The sequence below is a fragment of the Pseudomonas sp. SYWMCR5 genome (assembly GCF_057197165.1).
Window position 1 is genome coordinate 220,772 of the sequence record NZ_JBXUNH010000006.1, and the last position, 21,031, is coordinate 241,802.

The 21,031-nt window shown below is 63.1% G+C and carries 17 protein-coding genes, 1 tRNA gene and 2 pseudogenes; 17 read left to right on the forward strand and 3 right to left on the reverse strand.

Going from position 1 to position 21,031, the window contains the following annotated elements; all coding sequences use genetic code 11:
• Positions 1–38 precede the first annotated feature (38 nt).
• The 15 genes and pseudogenes from hflK (at position 39) to AC2CGW_RS17505 (ending at position 14,271) form a co-directional block, all read left to right on the forward strand.
• Positions 39–1,220, forward strand: a complete 1,182-nt coding sequence (gene hflK, locus AC2CGW_RS17435) for an FtsH protease activity modulator HflK (protein WP_063546405.1) — start codon at positions 39–41, stop codon at positions 1,218–1,220.
• Entirely contained in the window at positions 1,220–2,089 is an 870-nt protein-coding gene (gene hflC / locus AC2CGW_RS17440; RefSeq protein ID WP_054893186.1) for a protease modulator HflC, read from the forward strand. Before hflK ends, hflC begins: the two co-directional genes overlap by 1 nt.
• 280 nt (positions 2,090–2,369) lie before the next feature.
• Positions 2,370–3,557 (forward strand): ATP phosphoribosyltransferase regulatory subunit, encoded by a 1,188-nt coding sequence (locus AC2CGW_RS17445; protein WP_063546403.1) that lies wholly within the window; start codon positions 2,370–2,372, stop codon positions 3,555–3,557.
• 55 nt (positions 3,558–3,612) lie between these two features.
• Positions 3,613–4,905 (forward strand): adenylosuccinate synthase, encoded by a 1,293-nt coding sequence (locus tag AC2CGW_RS17450; RefSeq protein ID WP_484574357.1) that lies wholly within the window; start codon positions 3,613–3,615, stop codon positions 4,903–4,905.
• A 1,032-nt stretch (positions 4,906–5,937) separates the two neighbouring features.
• Positions 5,938–6,150 (forward strand): annotated as a pseudogene (locus tag AC2CGW_RS17455) (methyl-accepting chemotaxis protein); the annotation flags it as partial.
• A gap of 390 nt (positions 6,151–6,540) precedes the next feature.
• Positions 6,541–7,056: pseudogene (locus AC2CGW_RS17460) on the forward strand (methyl-accepting chemotaxis protein); the annotation flags it as partial.
• Between the two features lie 256 nt (positions 7,057–7,312).
• Positions 7,313–8,023 carry an autoinducer binding domain-containing protein gene (locus tag AC2CGW_RS17465; RefSeq protein ID WP_186665926.1) on the forward strand — a complete coding sequence of 237 codons (711 nt, stop codon included), beginning with the start codon at positions 7,313–7,315 and terminating at the stop codon, positions 8,021–8,023.
• Positions 8,024–8,135: 112 nt separating this feature from the next.
• The gene (locus tag AC2CGW_RS17470) at positions 8,136–8,756 is read left to right on the forward strand and encodes an acyl-homoserine-lactone synthase (RefSeq protein WP_186665927.1); all 621 of its coding nucleotides are present in this window, start codon (positions 8,136–8,138) and stop codon (positions 8,754–8,756) included.
• Positions 8,757–8,803: 47 nt separating this feature from the next.
• Entirely contained in the window at positions 8,804–9,400 is a 597-nt protein-coding gene (locus AC2CGW_RS17475; protein WP_054893190.1) for an NAD(P)H-dependent oxidoreductase, read from the forward strand.
• Between the two features lie 16 nt (positions 9,401–9,416).
• Positions 9,417–9,938 carry a DUF2867 domain-containing protein gene (locus AC2CGW_RS17480; RefSeq protein ID WP_411384505.1) on the forward strand — a complete coding sequence of 174 codons (522 nt, stop codon included), beginning with the start codon at positions 9,417–9,419 and terminating at the stop codon, positions 9,936–9,938.
• Between the two features lie 9 nt (positions 9,939–9,947).
• Positions 9,948–11,162 (forward strand): AfsA-related hotdog domain-containing protein, encoded by a 1,215-nt coding sequence (locus AC2CGW_RS17485; RefSeq protein WP_186721265.1) that lies wholly within the window; start codon positions 9,948–9,950, stop codon positions 11,160–11,162.
• Between the two features lie 5 nt (positions 11,163–11,167).
• Positions 11,168–12,307, forward strand: a complete 1,140-nt coding sequence (locus tag AC2CGW_RS17490; RefSeq protein ID WP_186665929.1) for an NADH:flavin oxidoreductase — start codon at positions 11,168–11,170, stop codon at positions 12,305–12,307.
• Between the two features lie 11 nt (positions 12,308–12,318).
• Positions 12,319–13,092, forward strand: coding sequence for an SDR family NAD(P)-dependent oxidoreductase (locus AC2CGW_RS17495; protein ID WP_186665930.1), 774 nt, complete (start codon positions 12,319–12,321; stop codon positions 13,090–13,092).
• Positions 13,061–13,843 carry an SDR family NAD(P)-dependent oxidoreductase gene (locus tag AC2CGW_RS17500; RefSeq protein ID WP_426352569.1) on the forward strand — a complete coding sequence of 261 codons (783 nt, stop codon included), beginning with the start codon at positions 13,061–13,063 and terminating at the stop codon, positions 13,841–13,843. Before AC2CGW_RS17495 ends, AC2CGW_RS17500 begins: the two co-directional genes overlap by 32 nt.
• The gene (locus AC2CGW_RS17505) at positions 13,840–14,271 is read left to right on the forward strand and encodes a hypothetical protein (RefSeq protein ID WP_186665932.1); all 432 of its coding nucleotides are present in this window, start codon (positions 13,840–13,842) and stop codon (positions 14,269–14,271) included. The genes AC2CGW_RS17500 and AC2CGW_RS17505 overlap by 4 nt, the downstream gene beginning before the upstream one ends.
• A gap of 38 nt (positions 14,272–14,309) precedes the next feature.
• Here AC2CGW_RS17505 and AC2CGW_RS17510 read toward each other — a convergent pair whose 3' ends face one another.
• The 3 genes from AC2CGW_RS17510 to AC2CGW_RS17520 form a co-directional block, all read right to left on the reverse strand.
• Positions 14,310–15,875 (reverse strand): ABC transporter permease, encoded by a 1,566-nt coding sequence (locus AC2CGW_RS17510; RefSeq protein ID WP_186665934.1) that lies wholly within the window; start codon positions 15,873–15,875, stop codon positions 14,310–14,312.
• On the reverse strand, positions 15,875–16,888 hold the full coding sequence (locus AC2CGW_RS17515; RefSeq protein ID WP_186665935.1) for an extracellular solute-binding protein: 1,014 nt from the start codon (positions 16,886–16,888) through the stop codon (positions 15,875–15,877). The genes AC2CGW_RS17510 and AC2CGW_RS17515 overlap by 1 nt, the downstream gene beginning before the upstream one ends.
• A 170-nt stretch (positions 16,889–17,058) precedes the next feature.
• Positions 17,059–17,145, reverse strand: a tRNA-Leu gene (locus AC2CGW_RS17520).
• 273 nt (positions 17,146–17,418) lie between these two features.
• Between AC2CGW_RS17520 and rnr the strand changes: the two genes are divergently transcribed.
• Positions 17,419–20,019, forward strand: a complete 2,601-nt coding sequence (gene rnr / locus AC2CGW_RS17525) for a ribonuclease R (RefSeq protein WP_186665936.1) — start codon at positions 17,419–17,421, stop codon at positions 20,017–20,019.
• Positions 20,016–20,762, forward strand: coding sequence for a 23S rRNA (guanosine(2251)-2'-O)-methyltransferase RlmB (gene rlmB / locus AC2CGW_RS17530; RefSeq protein WP_186665937.1), 747 nt, complete (start codon positions 20,016–20,018; stop codon positions 20,760–20,762). The genes rnr and rlmB overlap by 4 nt, the downstream gene beginning before the upstream one ends.
• Positions 20,763–21,031: the final 269 nt, after the last annotated feature.

A 21,031-nucleotide genomic window follows, 5' to 3' on the forward strand; every position in this document is an offset into this window, starting at 1 on the left:
CCGTGGGCGCGTCTTTGCTTTATCAGATGGAGAGCGCTATGGCTTGGAACGAGCCGGGTGGCAACTCGAACAATCAGGATCCCTGGGGCGGCCGCCGTGGTGGCGGTGGTGGTGGCGACAAGAAGGGACCACCGGATCTCGACGAGGCCTTCCGCAAGCTGCAGGACAGCCTGAACGGCATGTTCGGCGGCAGCAAGAAACGCGGTGGCGGTGGTGACCGCAACATCGGCAAGGGTGGTGGCTACGGCTTGCTGGGCATTGGCCTGGCAGTACTGGCGGCCATCTGGCTGTACAGCGCCGTCTACGTGGTCGACGAGCAGGAGCAGGCCGTGGTGCTGCGCTTCGGCAAGTACTACGAGACCGTGGGGCCGGGCCTGAACATCTACTTCCCGCCGATCGACCGCAAGTACATGGAAAACGTCACGCGTGAGCGTGCGTACACCAAGCAGGGCCAGATGCTCACTGAAGACGAGAACATCGTCGAGGTGCCGCTGACCGTGCAGTACAAGATCAGCAACCTGCAGGACTTCGTGCTCAACGTCGACCAGCCGGAAGTCAGCCTGCAGCATGCCACCGACAGCGCCCTGCGCCACGTCGTGGGTTCCACTTCGATGGACCAGGTGCTGACCGAAGGCCGTGAGCAGATGGCCGTGGATATCCGCGAACGCCTGCAGCGCTTCCTCGACACCTACCGCACCGGTATCACCGTCACCCAGGTCAACGTACAGAGCGCGGCAGCCCCGCGTGAAGTGCAGGAAGCCTTCGACGACGTGATCCGCGCCCGTGAGGACGAGCAGCGTGCGCGCAACCAGGCCGAGTCCTACGCCAATGGCGTGGTGCCTGAGGCCCGTGGTCAGGCGCAGCGCATCATCGAGGATGCCAACGGCTACCGCGATGAAGTGATCGCCCGCGCCAAGGGTGAGGCGGATCGCTTCACCAAGCTGGTCGCCGAGTACCGCAAGGCGCCTGACGTCACCCGTCAGCGTCTGTACCTGGAGACCATGCAGGAGGTGTACAGCAACACCAGCAAGGTCATGGTGGCCACCAAGGACGGGCAGAACAACCTGCTCTACCTGCCACTGGACAAGATGGTCGAAGGCAGCCGCAACACTGCAGCGCCGTCCAGCAGCGTGTCGCCGTCGGTCAACGACGCTGCCACCCGCGCTGTACAGGACCTGCAACAGCAACAACAGCCGCTGCGCACTAGGGAGAGCCGCTGATGAGCAATAAATCGCTGTTCGCCCTGATTGCCGCCGTGGTGCTGGCGATCGTCGCCTGGAACTGCTTCTACATCGTGTCGCAGACCGAGCGGGCGGTATTGCTGCAGTTCGGCCGTGTGGTCCAGGCGGATGTCCAGCCGGGCCTGCATGTGAAGGTTCCGTACGTCAACCAGGTGCGCAAGTTCGACGCCCGTCTGATGACCCTCGACGCCCCGACCCAGCGTTTCCTCACGCTGGAGAAGAAAGCTGTGATGGTCGATGCCTACGCCAAATGGCGCGTGAAGGACGCCGAGCGTTTCTACACCGCGACCTCGGGCATGAAGCAGATCGCCGACGAGCGCCTGTCGCGTCGTCTGGAAAGCGGCCTGCGTGACCAGTTCGGTAAGCGCACCCTGCATGAGGTGGTTTCCGGTGAACGTGACGCGCTGATGGCCGACATCACCGCTTCGCTGAACCGCATGGCCAACAAGGAGCTGGGGATCGAGGTCATCGACGTTCGCGTCAAGGCCATCGACCTGCCGAAGGAAGTCAACCGCAGCGTGTTCGACCGTATGAGCACCGAGCGTGAGCGTGAAGCGCGCGAGCACCGTGCCAAGGGTAACGAGCTGGCTGAAGGTATTCGTGCAGATGCCGACCGTCAGCGCCGTGTGCTGCTGGCTGAAGCCTACCGTGAAGCTGAAGAAACCCGTGGTGATGGCGATGCCCAATCGGCTGCCATCTACGCCAAGGCCTACGGCCAGGACGCTGACTTCTACGTGTTCTACCGCAGCCTGCAGGCTTATCGCGAGAGCTTCGCCAGCAAGAGCGACGTGCTGGTCCTGGATCCGAAGAACGAGTTCTTCCGCTTCCTGGACAAGAGCAAGCCGTAACAGGAAAGACCCCCACCGGGCAGCTAAAACGCCCGGTGGGGTGCATCCCGAATCAAAAGGGGTGTATGATGAGTCAGCCGGGAAATTCCCGGCTTTTTTGCGTCTGCAAGGTTGATTGGCCCCGGGCTTTTTGACGACTTGGACAGGACGCGCGGTTTTTCGAGGGTGTTGGCACGGCGGCGGCGCTGGGATCGGTGCTGCCTGCTGTTGTGCGCCAATGCCTGCTTCACAGACGGCTAACCTGTTGGGCAGCCGCCCGGACCAGAGGGGAAATGGCGTAATGGCAACGGTAGACCGCTGGCTTCTGCCAGATGGCATCGAGGAAGTACTGCCACCTGAAGCGGCGCGCATCGAGATTGCGCGTCGCCAGGTGTTGGACCTGTTCCAGAGTTGGGGTTATGAACTGGTCGTCACCCCGCATATCGAGTACCTGGAGTCGCTGCTCACCGGCGCCGGCCAGGACCTGGATCAGCGTACCTTCAAGGTGGTCGACCCGCAGTCCGGTCGCCTGATGGGTTTCCGTGCCGACTTCACGCCGCAGGTGGCACGCATCGACGCCCACACCCTGCGCCGCGAAGGCCCGAGCCGCCTGTGCTATGCCGGCAGTGTGCTGCACGCCGAGCCGCGTGCGCTGTCGACCTCGCGCAGCCCGATCCAGTTGGGCGCCGAGCTGTATGGCGACGCCAGTCCGACCAGCGACGTCGAAGTGATCAGCCTGATGCTGACCACCTTGCAACTGACTGACGTTGCCGATGTGCACATGGACCTGGGTCACGTCGGTATCTACCGCGGCCTGGCCCGTGCCGCCGGCCTGTCGGGCGCGGTCGAGCAGCAGTTGTTCGATGCGCTGCAGCGCAAGGCTGTCGATGAAGTTCACGAGCTGACCGCCGACCTGCCGAAAGACCTGGGCAACATGCTGCGTGCCCTGGTCGAACTGTGCGGTGGTCGCGAAGTGCTGGCCGACGCCCGTGTGCGTCTGGGCCGAGCCCCGGCCAGCGTGCTGGCGGCCCTGGACGACCTGCTGGCGATCGCCGATCGCCTGGCAGCGCGTTATCCGGACCTGCCGCTGTACTTCGACCTGGGCGAGCTGCGCGGCTACAACTATCACACCGGCGTGGTGTTCGCGGTGTTCGTACCCGGGGTCGGCCAGTCGATCGCCCAGGGCGGGCGCTACGATGACATCGGCGCCGACTTTGGCCGGGCACGTCCGGCCACCGGTTTCTCAACGGATTTGAAGACCCTGGTCACACTGGGGCGAGCGGAGGTCGTATTGCCTTCTGGCGGCATCTGGATGCCGGACAGTGGCGACGCGGCCCTCTGGCAGCAGGTCTGCCAGTTGCGCAACGAGGGCCAGCGCGTGGTCCAGGCACTGCCTGGCCAGCCGCTGAGTGCTGCTCTCGAGGCGGATTGTGATCGGCAATTGATTCAGCAAGACGGGCGCTGGCAGGTTCTGCCGCTGACCCATTGAGATTCTTCGCCGGCAATGGGCCGGCAACCAAGTTGCGTGAATGAGGACAAGTGTTATGGGTAAGAATGTCGTCGTCCTGGGCACCCAATGGGGTGATGAGGGCAAAGGCAAGATCGTCGATCTGCTGACCGAACATGCTGCCGCCGTCGTGCGTTACCAGGGCGGCCACAACGCGGGCCACACCCTGGTGATCAACGGTGAGAAGACCGTTCTGCACCTGATCCCGTCGGGTATCCTGCGTGAAGGCGTACAGTGCCTGATCGGCAACGGCGTCGTCGTCGCGCCGGACGCCCTGATGCGCGAAATCACCAAGCTGGAAGAGAAGGGCGTACCGGTTCGCGAGCGTCTGCGCATCAGCCCGGCTGCTCCGCTGATCCTGTCGTACCACGTGGCGCTGGACCAGGCCCGTGAAAAGGCCCGTGGCGAAGCCAAGATCGGCACCACCGGCCGTGGTATCGGCCCAGCCTACGAAGACAAGGTCGCCCGTCGCGGCCTGCGCGTGGGTGACCTGTTCCACCGCGAGCGTTTCGCCGCCAAGCTCGGTGAGCTGCTGGACTACCACAACTTCCAGCTGGTCAATTACTACAAAGAGCCGGCCATCGACTTCCAGCAGACCCTCGACGAGTGCATGGCCTATGCCGAGCAGCTCAAGCCGATGATGCTCGACGTCACCGCCGAACTGCACAACCTGCGCCGTGCCGGCAAGGACATCATGTTCGAAGGCGCCCAGGGCTCGCTGCTGGACATCGACCACGGCACCTACCCGTACGTCACCAGCTCGAACACCACTGCCGGCGGCATCTCCACCGGTTCCGGCGTTGGCCCGATGTACCTGGACTACATCCTCGGTATCACCAAGGCCTACACCACCCGCGTGGGTTCCGGTCCGTTCCCTACCGAACTGTTCGACGAAACCGGTGCTACCCTGGCCAAGCGTGGCCATGAGTTCGGCTCCACCACCGGTCGTGCCCGTCGTTGCGGCTGGTTCGATGCCGTGATCCTGCGTCGTGCCATCGACGTCAACAGCATCTCGGGCATCTGCCTGACCAAGCTGGACGTGCTGGACGGTCTGGAAACCATCAACATCTGCGTCGGCTACAAGAACGAGAACGGTGTGGTGATCGACGCGCCTTCCGATGCCGACAGCTATATCGGCCTGGAGCCGGTGTACGAAGAGATGCCAGGCTGGAGCGAATCGACCCTGGGCGTGAAAACCCTGGAAGAGCTGCCGCAGGCCGCGCGCAACTACATCAAGCGCATCGAGGAGCTGGTCGGCGCTCCGATCGACATCATCTCCACCGGCCCGGACCGCAACGAGACCATCGTGCTGCGTCATCCGTTCGCCTGATCTGCCTTCTGGCTGATCCAGCGCCGCAGCCCTGCAAGGGGTTGCGGCGTTTTTGTTCCTCGCTGCAGTGGTCTTTCGCGGGTAAGCCCGCTACCACGGTTCATCGTGCTGCTAGACCTTGGCGTATTTCCCTCCTGCTTCAGGCATGACCCTTGCTGTAAGAAGCTTCTGTAGATGCCATCAAAGTAATGGCGCCAGAAACACGGGGGTTCAAACGTGTCTGCCATCCTCTCTCTGTTACGAAGCCGCCTCCTGCGGCCTGTTTTTGTTGCACTTGGTATCGCTCTTCTGGTGCAGGTCGTGGTCGCCGTCGTGCTGACCCGCAGCACCGTCACTGCACTGGAGGCCGATTTGGGCGAACGCCTGGGTGCTGACAGTCGCAAGCTGGCAGGTGAGCTGGAGCAGGCGGGGCAAGATGTGCGCTCCGGTCTCGACAGCCTCTCGGCCAGTACCCGGCAACGCCTGAGCGCGGGGCTTTCCACGCGATTGCAGAGCGAACAGCAACAGCTACGCACCACACTGGAGCAAAGCCTCAAGGAGTCGGCCAACGACATGGCCGAGTTGCTGGCCTCGGTGGCACCGAGGGCGATCTGGGACAATGACGTCCCCACGCTATCTGACTTCGCTCGTCGCGCGCAGCGCAATCCCAACGTGCTGTTCGTGATCTACGACAACGCCGAGGGCGAGCACCTTACCCGTTACCTCAACCGCCAGAACCCGATCAATCAGGCACTGATGGAAAAGGGCCAGGGCGAGCGGGCGCTGGACAAGGTGCTCGACGCTGCGCGCCGGGATCCATCGGTGTACTTCGTCGAGGCTTCGATCAGCCCCAATGGCGCCCAGATCGGCAAGGTACTCATGGGGGTCTCCACCGCCGCCGTCGATCAAGAGCTCAAGGCGCTCGACCAGCGCTTTGCCGCCCTGATCGCCAGTAGCGAACAACTGGTCGGCGAGAGCCTCGGCGCTGCCGCAGCGGATAGCGGCAAGACCCTGCAGGCTCGTCTTGAGACGGCGCAGAACAGCGCCACTGCCATGCAGGCCAATACCGCGCAGACGGTTCGCGACGCGGCCGGCGAGCTGCGTTGGCGCATCGGCGTCGGCCTGGTGCTGGTCGGGCTTGGCGTGCTGTTGGTGGTTGCCGTGGTGCTGGGGCGGCGGGTGGTCAGCAAGCTGCGCCTGTTGATCGCTGCCCTCGACGACCTGGCGGCCGGGGAGGGCGACCTGACCAAGCGGGTGGCGCTCGACAGCCGTGACGAGATCGGCGACATGGCGTCGGCAGTCAACCGCTTCGTCGACAAGCTTCAGCCGATCGTCCGCGAAGCCGGTGAAGTGGCCCAGCGTACCGGGGTGGAGATCGGCACCATGGCCGAGCGTAATGCGGGGGCCGATGCAGCGGCAGCGTTGCAGCGCGACGAGGTGGCGGCGAGTCTGCGCGACCTGTCGAGCATGGCCGACGAGGCCCAGGCCGAGAGCCACGCCATGCAGGCGGCGCTGCAGCAGGTCGTGGATATCCGCCAGGCTACCGACGAGAACAGCCGTGCCTCGACCCAACTGGCCAAGCTGATCGAGAAGCTGGCGGGAGAAGTGGAAAGCGGCTCGCAGGTCATCGAGCGCCTTGCCAAGCAGAGCGAGCAGATCGAAGTAGTGCTGACCGTGATTCATGGCATCGCCGAGCAGACCAACCTGCTGGCACTCAATGCGGCGATCGAGGCAGCGCGGGCCGGCGAGACAGGGCGTGGTTTTGCAGTGGTGGCCGATGAAGTGCGGGCCCTGGCGAGCAAGACGCAGAGCTCCACCGGCGATATCCAGGCGCATATCGTTGCCTTGCAGCAGGGGGCGAAAGAGGCTGTGGCCACCATCGGCCAAGCCGGGCGTCAGGCCAGCGAAGGGCTGCTGGTGCTGCGCGATAACGAACGTCGCCAGCAGTCGGTGCAGGCGGCGGTGGAGCAGGTGCATGCCGCAATCGGCCTGGCGACTCGCGCCGCCGAACAGCAAGCCAGCGGCGCCCAGGCGGTGCGGGGGCGGGTCGAGAATATCCACGCGCAGGCAGAGCGCTCGGCCGAAGTGGTGATGCAGACCACTGCCAGCAGCAAGGTGCTGGATGATCTGGCGGCGCAGTTAAGGGCGAGCCTGGGGCAGTTCAGGGCTTGAGCAGGTGTCGATCCAGACAGGCACGAGATATCGTTGAGTTGCGCAGCGGCGGCAGCATTCTCGTAACGCTGTGCTTGTAGCGTCAGCGGTACGGTGCCGAACCGACGGGCTGGCCGCGCGATAAATATCGCGCGACAGCATTCGTCAACGTTGTGGCAAATTGATATCGCTCAAGGCCCGGTTGTTGTAGCTTCGCTAGGCTCGCACCTTTCTGGGTGCGGCTGGGGCGGCTTCACACTCATGGAGAGAATAATTAATGCAATGGATGGGCGACATGCTGTCGGCGGTTTATGACGCGCGCGATACGCAAACGTTGTTGGAAGAGGTCAAGGCAGCCGCACGCCATCTGGGCTTCGATTACTGTGCCTATGGCCTGCGCACGCCGCTGCCAGTCACCAAGCCACGGATCTTCATGCTCAGCAACTACAGCCGGCCATGGTGTGATCATTACCATGCCAATGGGTACCTGCTTCTTGATCCGACGGTCCGCCACTGTCAGCGCTCGATGCAGCCAGTGGTCTGGGGCGACGAAATATTTGCCGACGCTCCGCAATTGTGGGATGAGGCGCGGCAGGCCGGTCTTCGCCACGGGTGGGCACAATCGTGTCTGGAGGGGAGCAAGGGCGGGGGGATGCTGACCCTGGCGCGCTCCGGTGAAGGCATCGGCGAAGGTGAGTTGCGTGCCCATGAGACGCGGATGCGCTGGCTGGCGAATGTCGCCCACCAAGGCTTCTCGCGGCTGCTGTCGGATTCCTGGCAACCGCAGCCGCAGTCCCCGCTTTCCGAACGGGAGCGCGAAGTGCTGCGTTGGGCTGCCGATGGCAAGACGCTCAACGAGGTTGCCGACATCCTCACCTTGTCGATTGAAACGGTGAAATTCCACACCCGCAATGCCGGCGCCAAACTGGGCGCTGCGAATCGTACGGCAGCGGTAGCGCGGGCGGCGCTTCTGGGGTTGCTGGCCTAGCGCGAACGCCCTGCGCTTATGTGCAGAAGTACCCTGCCAAATAGTGCAGTTTTGCTATCACCCTACTTCGAGTCGAATACGCGTCCTTTCCACATTGGCCGGAGGACGCGAGATGGAGATCGTCGTTGGAACACAGCAGGAGCTAGGGCAGACGCGCCTGCTGCAGATGGACCGTTATCGTTATCGGGTATTCGTCGACACCCTGGGTTGGGAGCTGGCTTGTGATCCAGGTCGCGAGCGTGATCAGTTCGACCATGACGAGACGCTCTATGTGCTTGCCTGCAACGATCAGGAGCAGGTCATAGGCACCGCGCGCTTGCTGCCAACCAGCCAACGCTACCTGCTTGCAGAGGTGTTCCCGCAGTTGATGGGCGATCAGACACTGCCATGTGATTCGCGTATCTGGGAGCTGTCGCGCTTCTCCGCCATGGACTTTGGCCTGGCCGGGACGAGCTCTGGCGGCCAATTTTCCTCCGTCGTTGCCACACAGTTGCTGGATGCCGTGTTGCGCTGCGCGGCCGCTCGGGGCGTGCGGCAGTTGATCACCGTGTCACCACTGGGCATCGAGCGGTTGCTGCGCCGTGCAGGCTATCGCGCCCGTCGAGCCGCGGCGCCGATGCGCGTGGGCGATCATTGGCTGTTCGCCTGCTGGATCGACGTCCCGACCCAGGCCTGCACAATTGGGGAGGTTACAGATGCCGCGGACTATCGTTCAATCCACCGCGCCGCATAGAAGCCCCTGGCTGCGGCCTGGACACCATCACTTGAAAGGACTTCTCCATGGATAACATTCTGGTCGTAATCGGTCATCCTGACTTGAGCAGCTCGCGGGCCAATGCCGCCATCGTCGAAGCCCTGCAAGGCAGCAATGTCACACTGCACCCCCTGTCGGCGGCATTGGGCAGCAATGGCTTCGACATTGCCGCCGAGCAGAAGCTGCTGTGCGCCCATGAGCGTATCGTGCTGCTGTTCCCGCTTTACTGGTACTCGTGCCCGGCATTGATGAAGCGCTGGATCGACGATGTCTTCACGCCCGGTTTTGCCTATGCACGCGGTGGCGACAAGCTGCAGGACAAAGAGTTTCTGATCGTCACCACCGTCGGGGCGCCAGCGTCCGGCTACCGCGCGGGCGGGTTCAACCGGTTCACGCTGGATGAGCTTCTGCGACCGCTGCAGCAGACCGTCGCCTATGTGAAAGGTCATTACCTGCCGCCGATTCCGTTGTTCGAGTCGGTGTTCATCGCCGATGAGCCGCTGGACGAGTCGGCGCGTGAAATCGCGGGCTTGATCACCAGCCGCCAGGAGTCGCCCGACGAGGCCTACGAGAAGCTCCTGCTCAAGGCCGAATTGGCTGCCATCGCCCTGCTGCAGCAATGACTGGGGCGTGCAGATGATGCCAGCGGCCCTGATTTGCGCCCCCAAGGATGTTCGCCTGGTCGCCGAGCTTGCGCAGCTGGATTTCCTGCACTGCGCTGCGGTGCGCGTCGGTGGGCGCATCACGGCCCTGCAGGCTTACTGCGCGATGACTGCGCATATCCCGGCGTGGCTGTCTGCGGCTTTTCGCCTTCGTGACTTCGTTTCCCGCCGGTTTCGGGTGGCCGACATCCATGGTTTTACACCCCGAACGGCCGAGCGGGAACCTGCGGTGGGCGAGCGCCTCGACTTCTTCACGGTGGAGGCGATCGATGCGCATCGGCTGGTCCTCACCTCCCGCGATACGCATCTGGCGGTCATGGTCTGCCTCGATCTCACACCTGCGGGCGAGGGGGGGCAGCGCTTGAGCGTGACGACCTCCGTCCAGCGATACAACGCCTTTGGAAGGCTCTACATGATCCCGGTCGGCCCTGCGCACGGCCCCATCGTCAAGCGCATGCTGAAGAACGCTGTGCTCGCCTTCCCCGTCGAACCCTATTAGGTAATCAACATGGAACGTCAGTTACCCCTGACCCCACAGGTCTTGCACAAGGGCACTGTGGACGACGTACTGCTCTCCGGATTTCAGGATCTTCTTCCGGCTCGTCTGACCCTCGAAGAGACCGACTTCCTGCTCGAGCATCTCGATGAGCGCGGTTGTGCTGTGTTGGGCGCCCTGTATCGCGACGACGATCAAGGTGGCCGGGTGCTTGCCAGCGTCCCCGCCACACTCGGGCAGGAAGACTTCGATTCCCTCGACAGTTTCGAAATGAATGCCCAGGGCTACTATGCGTTGCACGAGGGCGGCTATCGACTGTCCGCCGCCTGGCTGCCGCGCCAGGTCGAGTGCTACCTGCAGAGGCGTTTCGGGTTGCCGGTAGCAGATCCGGCGTTGGTCACTCAATTGGCCGACACGCTGCACGCGCTGCCGGGCTGGACACGTGCCAACCTGTCGTCGTACGGCCTGATGAACGACACCAACAACTACTTTTTCTACAACAAGCCCCATGAGCACGTGCCTGGCCTGATGCTGATCGAAGTGGCTCGTCAGGCGATGTACCACTATTTCTACAGCCATTCGGGTTACCGGCGCGGTGAAATCTCGATCTCGATCGAAGATTTGTCCGTCTCCTTCAACAACTACACCGAGTCCACCTATGCGGTGGAGGTCGTGGTCCAGCACAGCGCTGGCGAGAAGCGCGCCCAGCCCCGGACGGTGGACAAGACCGCGATGTTCTTCCAGAACGGTAATCTGGTCACCACGCTGCGCCTGCGTGGCAGTGCGATCAAGATGCCGCTGTTCAAGCGCATGCGCACGGTCAACTTTCCGGAGAACCACTGGTTCGCCCCCTCCGACCGGGTGTTGCCGCAGGTCTTGTTGCACACGGCGCAAGGCACGGCAGTCGAAGGGTTGCTCGAGCATGTTTCATTGCGGGCGGTGAGGTTTCGCATGGAGGAAAACGCGCAGGCCCCTGAGGTGGTGCAACTGTCCATCTATGTACGGGACATGGGTTTCCTGAGCTTCCCGATCGCAGAATGCCGACCTTCGCAACAGCCCTCGGTGCAACTGGCCGTATTCGCCAAGCTCGATCGCGCCACCCTGTCCACGCTCAAGGAAGTCATCAAGTGCCATTGCTTCCACGAGCCCTTGCAGGAGCTGTCGGTGGCTGCCCAGGCGAGCAATGATGCCCAGGGCACGCCTTGCAATGATCGGCAGAGCGGGTAACTGGCGTGGCCTCGGGATACCCGTTGACACGCCAGTCGATCACCCTCGGACGACACCTGAACCTGAAGAACCGTGTGTACTTCGCACCCATGGGTATCGATCTGGGTCGTGAAGGTTGCCTGACGCCGCAGATGCTGACCTTCTACAAGGGCATCATCGACGGAGGCTGCGCCATGGTGGTGTTGGCCAACTCAGCAGTCGATGCATCCACGCGGCTGCACGAGGGAGGGTTGTGCCTGTACGAGCAGCGTCACGTCGAGCACTTGGCGCCGCTGATCGACTACGGGCGGGAAAATGCCTGCCCTGTGGTCGTGCAATTGCAGCACTACGGCAGCCAAGGCGATCTGGCGCGCAGTGGCGGTGTTCTGCTGACGCCCAGCCGGGCGGTGGGTAGTCGAAGCCGTCGCGGTACGAGGGTCATGACTCACGAGGACGCCCGCAGCGTCTGTGCCCAGTTCGCCAATGCCGCACGTCTGGCGCAGCAAGCCGGTGCGCGCATGGTGCAATTGCAGGCCTCCAATGGCTACCTGTTGAGCAGCTTCCTCTCGCCCTACAGCAACCGACGAACGGATCGCTACGGCGGCTCGCCGTTGCGCCGGGCCCGTCTGCTGCTGGAGGTCATGGACGCGATCGTGGAGGCAACCCAGGGCGGAATCGACATCTCCGTGCGTCTGGGTATCGATGATTGCCTGGGTGACAAGGGGCAGCAACCGGCACTGCTCGAGCAGGTGGTCCCTGCGCTGGAGCGTGCAGGTGTGGCGGCCTTGATGTGTTCGGCGGCAATCAAGGAAACGTTCCACTACATGCTGCGTGCCGATCCGCGTGTTCACGCCATGCTGGTGCATGGCGTGAAGCACATCCGCGAACTGACGTCGCTCCCGGTCGGCTTTGCCGGCTTCACAGGCTCGCTGGCCCAGGCCGAGGCCTTGCTCGAGCTGGGTGTCACTGACCTGGTGGGCATGAGTCGTGCCCTGTTCGCTGACAACGATCTGGTGAACAAGTCGTTGCAGGGCAAGCCGGGAAGCGTTCAGGCCTGTCGATTCGAGGGCAACTGTTTCCGTGACAAGAGCAATCCCCAGCTGGATCGCGTGTACTGCTGCGTCAATGAGCGGTACAAGCGGCCAGCCTCTATTCGATATGACTAAGGAGAGTCCAGATGCAGTTCCAGGGAAAGACCATCGTTGTCACCGGTGGCAGCAGTGGTATCGGCCTGAGCATTGCCCGGCGGCTGAGCGAGGAGGGGGCGCGCGTCGTCGTGCTTGGGCGCAGCCTGGAGAAGGGGCGTTCGGCGCTTGAGCAACTGGGCGCGCAGGCCAGTTTCATCCCGTGCGATGTCGCTGAGCCTGGCGCGGTGCGCGATGCCTTCGCCGAGATCGAGGCGCGTTTCGGCGGACTCGACCATGCCGTCAATGCCGCGGGTATCACTGCACCGTATGCGCAGGTCGCCGACCTTCAGGTACAGGACTGGGAGCGGGTCGTGCGTATCAATCTGAACGGCCCGTTGTATTGCCTGCAACATGAGTTGCGGTTGATCGCCAGGAAGCCAGGTGGCTCGATCGTCAATCTGTCCTCCTGCGCGGGGGTGATGGCCATGCCCAACCAGGCTGCTTATGTGGCGAGCAAGGCAGGGCTCAACGCCCTGACCCAAGTGGTGGCGATGGAGAATGCCTGCGACCGCGATGGACGCCACGCGGTGCGTGTCAATGCGGTAGCGCCAGGGCCGATTCTTGGCGGGATGAATTCTCCGGAACGGCTGGCGGCCAATCCTGCGGGCACCGAGCGCAAGATCAACGCCACTGTCATGAAGCGCTTCGGCGAGGCAAGCGAGGTGGCTGCTGCAGTGCTGTTCCTGCTTGGCGACGGCGCCAGCTACATGACTGGCAGCGTGTTGAGCGTCGATGGCGGTTATCACATCGGCAAGTTCGAGTGAGGCGCTGATGGCTCACATATTCATTACGGGCGTCAGTTCGGGCATCGGGCTGGCACTGGCCAGGTTGCACCTTGAGCGGGGCGATGAGGTCTGGGGTATTTCGCGACGGATACCAACGGCGCTGCTGGAGCATCCGCGCATGCATTTCCGGGCGCTGGATCTTTGTGCGGGCGAGGCTGTCCAGCCTGTTCTGCAGGCCTTCATCGGTGAGACGACATTCGAAACGGCCTACCTTAACGCCGGAACATTCGGTAGCGCGCCGGAGCTTGCGAGCAATACGCCAGTGGAGTCCTTCCGTTCGGTGCTGGAGCTCAATCTGGTGGCGGTGAAATGGGTGCTGGACCTGCTGCTGTGCCGACAGGCCAAGGTTAGCCAGGTGGTGTTCTCGGCCTCGGTTTCAGGCATCCGTCAGCGCGCAGGCATGCTTTCCTACAGCGTCTCCAAAGCCGCCCTCAACGCCCTGGCCAAGGTCTACCAGTTGGAGAATCCGCAGGTGTTCTTTGCGGTGCTGGGGTTATGCAATGTCGCCACCACCGTGGCGCAAACCATCCTGCAGGCCGACGAGCGCTTTCCCGAACTGGTGGCCTTGCGAGAGCGCTCGACGCAGCCGGGGTACATCGTCAGCGCACAACAACGCGCCGCGCAAATCGTCGACCTGCTTGGCCGACGTCACGCAATCGCGCTGCAATCAGGACAATTCTACGAAGTCAGAGAGCTTCTCGAACGCATGCACATGGAGGTTTGCCAATGAATCAATCCCGTTACGCCAACATCGTCCGGATCGGCGCGATCTATGACATCGTCGCCACCCTGCCATTTGCCGTTCCATTGCTGAGTGCCTGGGCATTCCAGCTTTTTGCAGGGCTCGATGCCTGGCTTGGCCTGGGTACGTCCTTCAGCGTGCTCGACCCCACCTCGATGTTCTTCATCAATCTAGGTGCCCTGGCTTATGTCATCTGGGGTGTGGCGCGCCTGCGCGAACCTTCGGTGGCCAATGGTCGACTCGATGCGTTGCTGCGTCTGTTGGTCGTCGGTCTGCAGATGGTGGCTCTGAGCCAGGGAGCGACGCCGATCCTTTGGGGGCTGGCGGTGGTTCTGTCGATTTTCGCGGTATTGCAACTGCGCAGACCGAACCATGCCGTTAGTGCCGCAGCGGAAAAACGCGCGCTGGGCTATTGAATGGCTGTGCCCGGGCCGCCTGCGCCCGGGCCTCGATGCTACGCCTTGTTCAGGTACATCCGCGTGGTCAGCAGGTATACCGGCAATCCCGATACCAGGATCAGCAACGCCGCATAGGGCGCTGCCGCTGCGAACTCGACGTTGGCCGTGTGCGCCCAGACTTCCGTGGCCAGGGTGGTCATGCCCGTGGGGCTGAGCAGCAGGGTCGCGGTCAGCTCCTTCATGGCGTCCAGGAACACCAGGGCGAAGGCCGCCGCCAGTGCCGGGAAGATGATCGGCAGGGTGACCCGGCAGAACGCCGCGAAGCTGCTGGCGCCCAGGGTGCGGGCGGCTTCCTCGAGTGTCGGCGAGGCCTTGTTCAGCGCTGTGCGCACTGGCGCCTGGGCCAGGGGCAGGAAGAGCAGGGCGTAGGCCAGGATCAGCAGTGCAGTGGTCTGGTAGAGCGCTGGCACGTAGTGCAGGGCGAAGAACACCAGTGTCAATGCGATCACCAGGCCCGGCAGAGCATGCAGCAGGTAGGGCAGGCGTTCGGCCCAGATCGCCAGACGGCCTTTGTAGCGCACCACCAGGAAGCTGATCGGCAATGCCAGCACTACGCAGAAGCCAGCACCGCCAAGCGATACCGACAGGGAGGTGAGCAAGGCCTTGCCGATTGCCGCGACCGGGAAGGCTGCCGATGAGCCGACACTCAGCCAGTAGCCGAGCATGGCCAGCGGAATCCCGCTGCCCAACACCGCCAGTCCAAGGCAGAACAGTTGTGCCGGCAGGCTCCAGCCTTTGAGTCGCAATGGCTGTGCACGACGCGCCACGCCCTGGCCGATGCGCACGTGGCGGGCCTTGCCGCGTACGCGCAGTTCCAGCCAAAGCATCACCAGGCACAGTGCCAGCAGCACAGCCGAGAGCATTGCCGCGTTAGCGTTGCTGAACTCCAGTTCGAACTGCTGGTAGATCGCCGTGGTGAAGGTCTGCAGGCCGAGGATCGACAGTGCGCCGAACTCCACCAGCATGTGCAGGGCGATCAGCAACGCACCGCCGAGCATGGCTGGCCACAGCAACGGCAGGGTGACCTTGAGGAACACGTCCCAGCGGCTGCAGCCGAGGGTGCGGGCCGACTCCTCCAGCGAGGTGTCCAGATTGCGCAGGGTAGCGGCCACCGGCAGGAACACCAGCGGATACTTTGACAGCGCCATCACCAGGATCGCCCCGCCGAGCCCTTCGAAGTCCGAGCTCAGCGACACCCAGGTGAAGCTGCTGACGAACGACGGTACGGCAAACGGCAGACACAACACCACGCCCCACAGGCGGCGCCCGCGCAGGTCGCTGCGTTCGAGCAGCCAGGCCAGCGCCAGGCCGACCACCATGCACACCAAGGTGACACCGACCATCAGCAGCAAGGTGTTGCGCAGCAACCCCCAGACGAAGGGGCGCCAGAGCAGGCGCAGGGCTTCATGCCAGCCGGCTTCCCAGGCTTTGATGGCGACATACAGCAATGGCAACAGGCTCATCGCCACCAGGAACAGCACAGGCAGCACCACCCATACGGAGGGGCGCTTGCGGCGTGGCACGAAGCGTACCAGGGCCGGGTCGGGCGCGGCGGCAGTCATCAGAGCAAACCGACCTCGCGTTCGAGCTCGATGGCTTCTTCGGCATTGCCGAGGTCTGCCGGGCTGATCTTCGGTGGGCGCAGCTCTTCGAACGGCTTCAGACCGCGGTCAGACACCATGCCTTTGTGCAGTGGATATTCGGCGGTGGTCTGGGTGATCACGCGCTGGCCTTCTTCGCTGGCCATCCAGTTGAGCAGCGCTTGGGCTTCCTTGGGATGCTTGCTGGCCTTGACCGCTGCGGCGCCGGAAATGGTGACCAGGTTGCCGGCATCGCCATCGGCCAGGTAGTACAGCTTGGAGTCGAGCTTGCCGCGCTCGCGCTCCAGGGCGTACCAGTAATAGTTGTTCACCAGCACGGCAGCGACTTCGCCTTTTTCCACCGCTTTCAGGGCGACCATGTTGTTGGTGTAGGTCTTGCCGAACGCCTTCAGGCCGGTGAGCCATTCTTCGGTGGCTTCGCGGCCGTGCATCTTGAGGATGGCCACGGCCTGTTCCTGGAAGGCGCCGCTGGTCGGTACGTAACCGACGCGGCCGTCCCACTCAGGATCGGCAAAGTCCATCACGGTGGTGGGTAGGTCTTTCTCGTCGATCTTCTTCGGGTTGTAGACCACCACGCGGGTGCGCGCGGTCACGCCCATCCAGGTGCCGTTGGCGCCCACGTATTCCTTGGGCAGCATGTCCAGGGTGGCGTCGTCGATTTTCGCCAGCAGGCCCAGTTCGCCCAGGTTGTTCAGGGGTGGGGATTCTTCGGTGTAGATGACGTCGGCAGGCGAGCGTGTGCCTTCCTCGATGATCTGGCTGGCCAGCTGGTTGCTGCTGCCCTTGCGGATATTGATGTGGATACCGGTCTTGGCCTCGTAGGCCTTGGCGATGGCTTCGCCGATTTCCTTGTGCTGGCCGTTGTACAGGGTCAGGCTGACCGGTTCGTCTGCCAGGGCGGCCGGCGCGCCAATCACCAGGCCCAGGACAGCGGCGGCCAAGGTGCGCATCAGCGGTTTCGGGCGGATCGTCATGCGGGTACTTCCTCGCTTACGGCTACATATTTCGAAACAATGGTAAACGAAATCGTTTCTCATGTGGCCGTATGAGGGCAAATAGTCGGGAGGAGGCGGATGCTGGCGCGGCGGGAGGGCAAAAAACGCAGGCAAGAAAAAACCCACTAGCAAGCTAGTGGGTTTTTATATGGTGCCCAGGAGAAGACTCGAACTTCCACGACCGTTAAGTCACTGATACCTGAAACCAGCGCGTCTACCAATTCCGCCACCTGGGCACACATTTTGTCGAGGTCACATGATGCTTTACATCAGGTTTCATCTCAACTACAACGTCGGCTGCCCGTCGTTGTGGTGCGCACTATACGGATGCCCCTGAGGGCTGTAAAGCCCCGGATCGAAAAAAATTTCAAAAAATTCAAGTTGTTGATTCCAGTGACCTATTGCCGCTGCCGGGGCGCCCGGCAGGGGCTGTCCAAGGCAAAGATTTCCGGTTTCAATACGCGTATGCCAGAATCCCTATCTATATACCCCAAGGTGAACCCCTTCTGATGGCCGATTGGCAATCCCTCGATCCCGAGGCCGCTCGCGAAGCGGAAAAATACGAGAATCCCATCCCCAGCCGTGAGCTGATCCTGCAGCGCCTTGCCGACCGTGGCGAACCCGCCGCGCGCGAGGAGCTGGCGGCAGAGTTCGGTCTGTACGAAGAAGACCAGATCGAGGCCCTGCGCCGCCGTCTGCGCGCGATGGAACGTGATGGTCAGCTTATCTATACCCGGCGCGGCACCTATGCCCCGGTAGACAAGCTCGACCTGATCTGCGGCCGTGTCTCCGGCCACCGCGATGGCTTCGGCTTCCTGATCCCTGACGACGGCAGCGAAGACCTGTTCCTCAGCCCTGCGCAGATGCGCCTGGTGTTCGACGGCGACCGTGGCCTTGCCCGGGTCTCTGGTGTCGATCGCCGTGGTCGCCGCGAAGGCGTGCTGGTCGAGATCATCTCCCGCGCCCATGAAAGCGTGGTTGGCCGCTACTTCGAAGAAGGCGGCATCGGCTATGTGACCCCCGACAACCCGAAGATCCAGCAGGAAGTGCTGGTGACTGCGGGGCGCAACGGCGGCGCCAAGATCGGCCAGTTCGTCGAGATCAAGATCACTCACTGGCCGACCCCGCGGTTCCAGCCGCAAGGTGACGTGGTCGAGGTGATCGGCAATTACATGGCGCCGGGCATGGAGATCGATGTCGCCCTGCGCAGCTACGACATTCCGCACGTCTGGCCCAAGGACGTGATCAAGGAAGCGCGCAAGTTCCGCTCCGAAGTAGAAGAGAAGGACAAGGAAAAACGCATCGACCTGCGCCACCTGCCGTTCGTCACCATCGACGGCGAGGACGCCCGCGACTTCGACGATGCCGTCTATTGCGAGCCTTTGGGCAAGCTGCGCCTGTTCTCCGGCGGCTGGCGCCTGTACGTGGCGATTGCCGACGTTTCCAGCTACGTGCGCCTGGGCTCGGCCCTGGACGTCGAGGCCCAGCAGCGCGGCAACTCGGTGTACTTCCCCGAGCGTGTGATTCCGATGCTGCCCGAGGAACTCTCCAACGGCCTTTGCTCGCTGAATCCGCATGTCGATCGCCTGGCCATGGTCTGCGAGATGACCATCAACAAGGCCGGCCAGATGGTCGACTACCAGTTCTATGAAGGCGTGATCCACTCCCATGCGCGTCTGACCTACAACAAGGTCAGCAGCATGCTCGAGCACTCCCGCACTCGCGAAGGCAAGGCGCTGCGTGAGGAGTACAGCGCAGTCCTGCCGGACCTCAAGCACCTCTACGCGCTGTACAAGGTGCTGGTCGATGCCCGCCATACCCGTGGTGCAATCGACTTTGAAACCCAGGAAACCCGGATCATCTTCGGCGAAGACCGCAAGATCGACGAAATTCGTCCGACCGTGCGCAACGACGCCCACAAGCTGATCGAGGAATGCATGCTGGCGGCCAACGTCGCCACCGCCGAGTTCCTGCAGAAGCACAACGTGCCGTCGCTGTACCGCGTGCACGATGGTCCGCCACCGGAGCGCCTGGAAAAACTGCGCGCCTTCCTCGGTGAACTGGGGCTGTCGCTGCACAAGGGCAAGGATCCATCGCCGAAGGACTACCAGGCCCTGCTGGCGAGCATCGCCGGGCGCCCGGACTTCCACCTGATCCAGACCGTCATGCTGCGCTCGCTGAGCCAGGCGGTGTACAGCACCGAGAACAACGGCCACTTCGGCCTGAACTACGAGGCTTACACCCACTTCACCTCGCCGATCCGCCGTTACCCTGACCTGCTGGTGCACCGCGCCATCCGCAGTGTGATCCGCTCGAAGATCGATACCCCGCACGTCAAGCGCGCCGGTGCGATGAGCATTCCCAAGGCGCGGATCTACCCGTACGACGAGAACAGCCTCGAGCAGATGGGCGAGCAGTGCTCGATGACCGAGCGCCGCGCCGATGAAGCCACCCGCGACGTGGTCAACTGGCTCAAGTGCGAATACATGCGCGACCGCGTGGGTGAGACTTTCCCTGGCGTGATCACCGCAGTGACCGGTTTCGGCCTGTTCATCGAGTTGACCGACATCTATGTCGAAGGCCTGGTGCACGTCAGTGCGCTGCCGGGCGATTACTACCACTTCGATCCTGTGCACCATCGCCTGGCCGGTGAGCGTACTGGCCGCAGCTTCCGCCTGGGCGACACCATCGAAGTCAAGGTGATGCGCGTCGACCTCGAGCAGCGCAAGATCGACTTCGAGCTTTCCGAGGCCGCGATCAAGGCGCCGGGCGGCCGCAAGCCGCGTAGCGAATCGGCTGACACCGGCAAGCCTGCGGGCACCAAAGGTTCGGTCAGGTCCGAGCCTGCACCGGCTACCGAGGCGAAGATTTCGCCCAAGCCGCGCAGCCGCAAGAGCGAAGCTTCCGAGGCCTACTTCCCGAAAGATGCCGTGCAGCGTAATGCCGAGGTGCGCAAGAGCCGCGAAATGAAGAAGGCGCTGATGGGGGATGCGCGGCAGCACACCAGTGCCAAGGCCGAGAAGGGCACCAAGGCGTCCGGCAAGACCAAGCATCGCAAAGGCCCGTCGAAGTCCGGCGCGCCACGTAAGGGCAAGAGCGGCAAGTCATGAGTCAGCTGGAAAAAATCTACGGCGTGCATGCCGTGCAGGCGTTGTTGCAGCACCATCCCAAGCGGGTCAAGCAGATCTGGTTGTCGGAAGGGCGTAGCGAGCCACGTCTTCAGACGCTGCTGGCGCTGGCTGCAGAAAACCGCGTTGCGGTCGGCCAGGCCGAGCGCCGTGAGCTGGACGCCTGGGTCGAGGGCGTGCACCAGGGTGTGGTCGCCGAGGTGAGCCCCAGCCAAGTGTGGGGCGAGGCGATGCTCGAGGAGTTGCTCGAGCGCACCGAGACGCCGCCGCTGATCCTGGTGCTCGACGGTGTCACCGACCCGCACAACCTCGGCGCCTGCCTGCGCACCGCCGATGCTGCGGGCGCGACGGCCGTGGTGATTCCCAAGGACAAGTCGGCCACGCTCACCGGCGTGGTGCGCAAGGTCGCCTGTGGTGCTGCCGAGGTGATTCCGCTGGTGGCCGTGACGAACCTGGCGCGTACCCTGGAGAAACTCCAGCAGCGTGGCCTTTGGGTGGTCGGCACTGCTGGCGAAGCGGAGCAGGAGATCTATCAGCAGGACCTCACCGGGCCCCTGGTGATGATCATGGGCGCCGAAGGCAAGGGCATGCGCCGCCTGACCCGCGAGCATTGCGACTTCCTGGTGAAGCTGCCGATGGCCGGCAGTGTCAGCAGCCTGAACGTCTCGGTGGCGACCGGGGTGTGTCTGTTCGAGGCGGTGAGGCAGCGTCAGGCCAAGCGTTGAGAGCCTGAAGCGGCGGCGTTCCTTTCGCGGGCAAGTCGGACCGCCGAACCGCCGCTCCCACGGGGCCTGTGCAGGTCTGTAGGAGCGGGCTTGCCCGCGAAAGAGTCACCGCCGCTCTCACATACCCCACCAATATGTTTCCGACTGTTCAAATAATCGCCAATCACCTTGCTTGTCCAACCCGCCTTCTCTACAATTGCGCCCCTTGCCGGGCTGGCAGGTGCGCATGCGCCTTCCCTCAAGCAAGACATACAGTGTCATTCACTCCT

Excerpts from the sequence above, each read along its gene's own strand:
- hflK (WP_063546405.1), top strand. The coding sequence starts at position 39 with ATGGCTTGGAACGAGCCGGGTGGCAACTCGAACAATCAGGATCCCTGG.
- hflC (WP_054893186.1), top strand. The coding sequence starts at position 1,220 with ATGAGCAATAAATCGCTGTTCGCCCTGATTGCCGCCGTGGTGCTGGCG.
- AC2CGW_RS17445 (WP_063546403.1), top strand. The coding sequence starts at position 2,370 with ATGGCAACGGTAGACCGCTGGCTTCTGCCAGATGGCATCGAGGAAGTA.
- AC2CGW_RS17450 (WP_484574357.1), top strand. The coding sequence starts at position 3,613 with ATGGGTAAGAATGTCGTCGTCCTGGGCACCCAATGGGGTGATGAGGGC.
- AC2CGW_RS17465 (WP_186665926.1), top strand. The coding sequence starts at position 7,313 with ATGCAATGGATGGGCGACATGCTGTCGGCGGTTTATGACGCGCGCGAT.
- AC2CGW_RS17470 (WP_186665927.1), top strand. The coding sequence starts at position 8,136 with ATGGAGATCGTCGTTGGAACACAGCAGGAGCTAGGGCAGACGCGCCTG.
- AC2CGW_RS17475 (WP_054893190.1), top strand. The coding sequence starts at position 8,804 with ATGGATAACATTCTGGTCGTAATCGGTCATCCTGACTTGAGCAGCTCG.
- AC2CGW_RS17480 (WP_411384505.1), top strand. The coding sequence starts at position 9,417 with ATGCCAGCGGCCCTGATTTGCGCCCCCAAGGATGTTCGCCTGGTCGCC.
- AC2CGW_RS17485 (WP_186721265.1), top strand. The coding sequence starts at position 9,948 with ATGGAACGTCAGTTACCCCTGACCCCACAGGTCTTGCACAAGGGCACT.
- AC2CGW_RS17495 (WP_186665930.1), top strand. The coding sequence starts at position 12,319 with ATGCAGTTCCAGGGAAAGACCATCGTTGTCACCGGTGGCAGCAGTGGT.
- AC2CGW_RS17500 (WP_426352569.1), top strand. The coding sequence starts at position 13,061 with ATGGCGGTTATCACATCGGCAAGTTCGAGTGAGGCGCTGATGGCTCAC.
- AC2CGW_RS17505 (WP_186665932.1), top strand. The coding sequence starts at position 13,840 with ATGAATCAATCCCGTTACGCCAACATCGTCCGGATCGGCGCGATCTAT.
- AC2CGW_RS17510 (WP_186665934.1), bottom strand. The coding sequence starts at position 15,875 with ATGACTGCCGCCGCGCCCGACCCGGCCCTGGTACGCTTCGTGCCACGC.
- AC2CGW_RS17515 (WP_186665935.1), bottom strand. The coding sequence starts at position 16,888 with ATGACGATCCGCCCGAAACCGCTGATGCGCACCTTGGCCGCCGCTGTC.
- rnr (WP_186665936.1), top strand. The coding sequence starts at position 17,419 with ATGGCCGATTGGCAATCCCTCGATCCCGAGGCCGCTCGCGAAGCGGAA.
- rlmB (WP_186665937.1), top strand. The coding sequence starts at position 20,016 with ATGAGTCAGCTGGAAAAAATCTACGGCGTGCATGCCGTGCAGGCGTTG.